Genomic DNA, 3,534 nt, shown 5'->3' on the forward strand with positions numbered 1-3,534 from the left:
GCCCAATAAGAGGCCTTCCTATTGGCGTCTGACCGGCTCCGAAATGACGAGGTGGATGGCACGATCACGATCTCGACCCCGATCCAGTCTAGTGAGCTGGTCGCTAGTTTCTTGTTTCTAGTTTCCAGATACAAGCTACTAGCTACTAGATCTGCGCCGCCAGGCGCCCACCTTGCCTCCAAGGAGTGGACTTTATCACTATCCTCTGAACCAGCCCGGAAGGCGAAGCCGGTCCCGGGCCGAAACGGCAGCCCAGGGCGAAAGCCCGGCGGCTGCCTGCACCCTCTGAACCCCCTTGCTTTCGGGAATACCGTCTAGCACCATCCCGACCTCAATCCCGATCCCGATCTCGATCCCATCCTCCCATGACTCTTTCGGCACTCAAACTCCAATGACTCACTCCCTCCCCTCTGAACCAGCCCGGAAGGCGCAGCCGGTCCCGGGCCGAACCGGCAGCCCAGGGCGAAAGCCCGGCGGCTACCCTGCACCCTCTGAACCCTTCCTGCTTTCGGGAATACCGTCACACGCAGCCCCGATCCCGATCCCGGCCCCGATCCCATCTTCTAATGACTCTTCCGGTACCCAACCTCCATTGACTCACTCCCTCGGTCCCGATCTCGATCCCGATCCCATCCTCCCATGACTCTTCCGGTACTCAAACTCCTTTGACTCACTCCCTCGCTCCCCCAATCCCATATCAAAAAAGCGAACCGGTTTCCCGATTCGCTTTTGCTTTCTCTATTATCTTCTATCGTTTCTGTTCTTTTCGTAAAGAACCAGCAGTCCTTTCAGTGTCAGCATGGGATCCACCACGTCAATGGTCTTGGACGATTTGGCAATGAGGGTAGCCAGGCCGCCGGTGGCGATAACTTTGACATTGGGTTCGTTCAGTTCTTCCTTGATCCGGTTGACGATTTCATCGATCTGGCCCACGAAGCCGTAGTAAATGCCTGCCTGCATGGCGGAGACCGTGTTGCGGCAGATGATTTTCGGTGTTTTCACCAGTTCGATACGAGGCAGCTTGGATGCACGCTGGAAGAGGGCTTCCATGGAAATCCCGATGCCCGGTGCCACAGCGCCACCCAGGTAGTTGCCCTTGGTGTCCACCACGCAGAAGGTGGTGGCGGTGCCCATGTCGATAATGATGAGAGGGCAGTCGTATTCCGCAATGGCGGCCACAGCGTTGACGATACGGTCGGCACCCAGTTCCTTGGGGTTATCGTAGAGAATGTTGAGGCCTGTCTTGATGCCGGGGCCCACCATGATGGGCTTTGTATGGAAATAGCGCTGGCTCATGGTTTCCAGGATCGGAATAATCGGCGGCACAACGGTGGAGATAATGATATCTTCCACGTCCTTGAAGTCCAGTCCGTTCAAATGGAAAAGAGTGCCCAGCAGAGCTGCGTATCCATCGGCAGTCTGCAGGGTATCCGTAGCCACGCGCCAGTGGCGGATCAGTTTCCTTTCCTTGTAGACACCACAAACAATATTCGTATTTCCCACATCAAAAGCAAGAAGCATCTGAATCTCCTCCGAAACAGGCCCTCTGAGGCGCCATTAAATTTACATCAAGTGTATAATGCAACAAACTTTCCATTCTGTCAAGGGAAATCATAACAAATGATAGATATTTTTATAGAAAAATATATCAGTAGGGTGATTCATAAATTCCATATTATAAAAAAAGCACCGCTTTTCTGCGGTGCTTCTCCCCTGCTTTCAATGTTCCATGGTGGGATAGTAGCCTGCCTGGTTCAGGGACTGACGGATTCTCGTGCCGCAGACAACGCCCAGAATGACCTTAATCAGATCAAAGGCCACAAAGGGGAATACGGTCAGTGTCAGTGCGGTCCAGAGAGGCATATCTTTGCCCAGGCCGAAGTGGAAATAGCCCATGAACCAGATGGTGCCCAGGGCATAGCAGCAGACGAGCCCTGCTGCAGCGGAGGAAACCTGACGGAGGAAGTGGCCCTTTTCTGCCAGACGGAATCCCGATACCCAGGCCATCACCACAAAGCCCAGATAGTAGCCGCCTACGGGCGAGAGGAAAATGCCTGCTCCTGCCTTGCCCATGGTGAGGATCGGAATGCCAAGAATACCAAGAAGCAGCCATACGCCAATGGATATGGCTCCCCATTTCCTTCCCAGCACGCCGCCTGCCAGGGCGCATACGAAGCTCTGCAGGGTAATGGGCACCGGGCCTATGGGGAACGTAAACTGGGACAGCACGGCCATGATGGCCGCAAATATAGCTGCGCTGATGATATTGTGCATTTTTCCTTTATCCATGATACTCTTCTCCTTTTCCTATGACCGTCCGTGTATCAGACATGAAGAGTGAAATGCCCGGAACGGCTGAAACATTGATAAAGCACTGCCTGAAGTGCTTCCCGGCGGATTCCGCCTTATCTTTTCGGCAGCGGAGCTGCCACGGGACGAATGGACACATCGCCGGCAATGACGCGGTTCACGGTCTTGCCTGTATCTACCAGGAGACAGCCGTCCTTGTCGATGCCGATGGCTTTTCCTGTATAGCTGTTGTCTCCGAAAATGACCCGCACCTCTTCGCCGATGGTGACGGACAGGGATTTCCAGTCTTCCAGCACCTTGTCAAATCCCTTGGTCTGGGCCAGATGGTATTCCTTTTCCAGTTCCGCCAGCACAGCGGCCAGAAGGTCCTTGCGGGATACATCAATGCCCTCGTTCAGGAAGGAAGTGGCTCCATCCCGGAAGGCTTCGGGGAATTCATTTTTCTTCATGCCCGTATTGATGCCGATCCCCATGATGATGTAGTCAATTTTTTCCATGGATGCGGACATTTCGGTAAGAATGCCCACCATTTTCTTTCCGTGGTAAAGGATATCATTGGGCCACTTGATGCCTGCATCCCGAAGGCCGAGACGGCGGATGCCCCGGCATACGCCTACGGCTGCCAGAAGGGTGCATTTGGCCGCTTCCAGCGGGAAGAAGGTTGGACGAAGGATCAGGGAGAACCACACGCCCTTGGCGAAAGGACTGTAGAAGCCTCTCGTCAGCCGGCCATGGCCGCTGGTCTGTTCCTCCGCCACCACAATGGTGCCCTCTTCTGCCCCTTCCCGGGCAATCTTCTTCGCTTCTTCATTGGTGGACTGGGTGGATTCCATATACACCACATGCCGTCCGAACGTCTCCGTGTGGAGGGCGCTGTCAATTTCCAGAGGAGTTAAAAGATTGGGAGCATAAATCAAGCGGTAGCCCTTCCTGGTGCTCGATTCAAAAATATATCCTCTTTCTTTCAGTACATTAATATGCTTCCAGATGGCTGTGCGGGAAACATGCAGATCCTTGGAAATCTGCTGTCCTGAAACGAATTCCCCGTTGGCCTTCCTGAAGTAGTCCAGGATTTCATTTCGCATAAAACGCCTCCCATGATAAGAATATGTGCCAATTTATATCCTGCCCGAAAGGACTCTCTCCCTTCGTCAGTTTGTTCTTTACTCATTATATCCAGTTGTAAACCATTCGTCAACCTGTGTGTATTATGGTATTAACATT

Annotated in this window: 3 protein-coding genes; all 3 read right to left on the bottom strand. The window is 53.3% G+C overall.

The window, feature by feature from the left end; translation table 11 throughout:
• Positions 1–741: 741 nt before the first annotated feature.
• Entirely contained in the window at positions 742–1,521 is a 780-nt protein-coding gene (locus ACI4N7_RS00525; protein WP_439731413.1) for a type III pantothenate kinase, read from the bottom strand.
• Positions 1,522–1,719: 198 nt separating this feature from the next.
• Positions 1,720–2,289, bottom strand: a complete 570-nt coding sequence (locus ACI4N7_RS00530) for a biotin transporter BioY (RefSeq protein WP_439731414.1) — start codon at positions 2,287–2,289, stop codon at positions 1,720–1,722.
• A 116-nt stretch (positions 2,290–2,405) separates the two neighbouring features.
• Positions 2,406–3,395 carry a biotin--[acetyl-CoA-carboxylase] ligase gene (locus ACI4N7_RS00535; RefSeq protein WP_439731415.1) on the bottom strand — a complete coding sequence of 330 codons (990 nt, stop codon included), beginning with the start codon at positions 3,393–3,395 and terminating at the stop codon, positions 2,406–2,408.
• Between the last annotated feature and the right edge of the window lie 139 nt (positions 3,396–3,534).

Source organism: Dialister sp. (genome assembly GCF_051885895.1).
GTDB lineage: Bacteria > Bacillota > Negativicutes > Veillonellales > Dialisteraceae > Dialister.

Bases quoted from the DNA above. Each gene is read 5' to 3' on its own strand.
- ACI4N7_RS00525 (WP_439731413.1), bottom strand. From the start codon at position 1,521: ATGCTTCTTGCTTTTGATGTGGGAAATACGAATATTGTTTGTGGTGTC.
- ACI4N7_RS00530 (WP_439731414.1), bottom strand. From the start codon at position 2,289: ATGGATAAAGGAAAAATGCACAATATCATCAGCGCAGCTATATTTGCG.
- ACI4N7_RS00535 (WP_439731415.1), bottom strand. From the start codon at position 3,395: ATGCGAAATGAAATCCTGGACTACTTCAGGAAGGCCAACGGGGAATTC.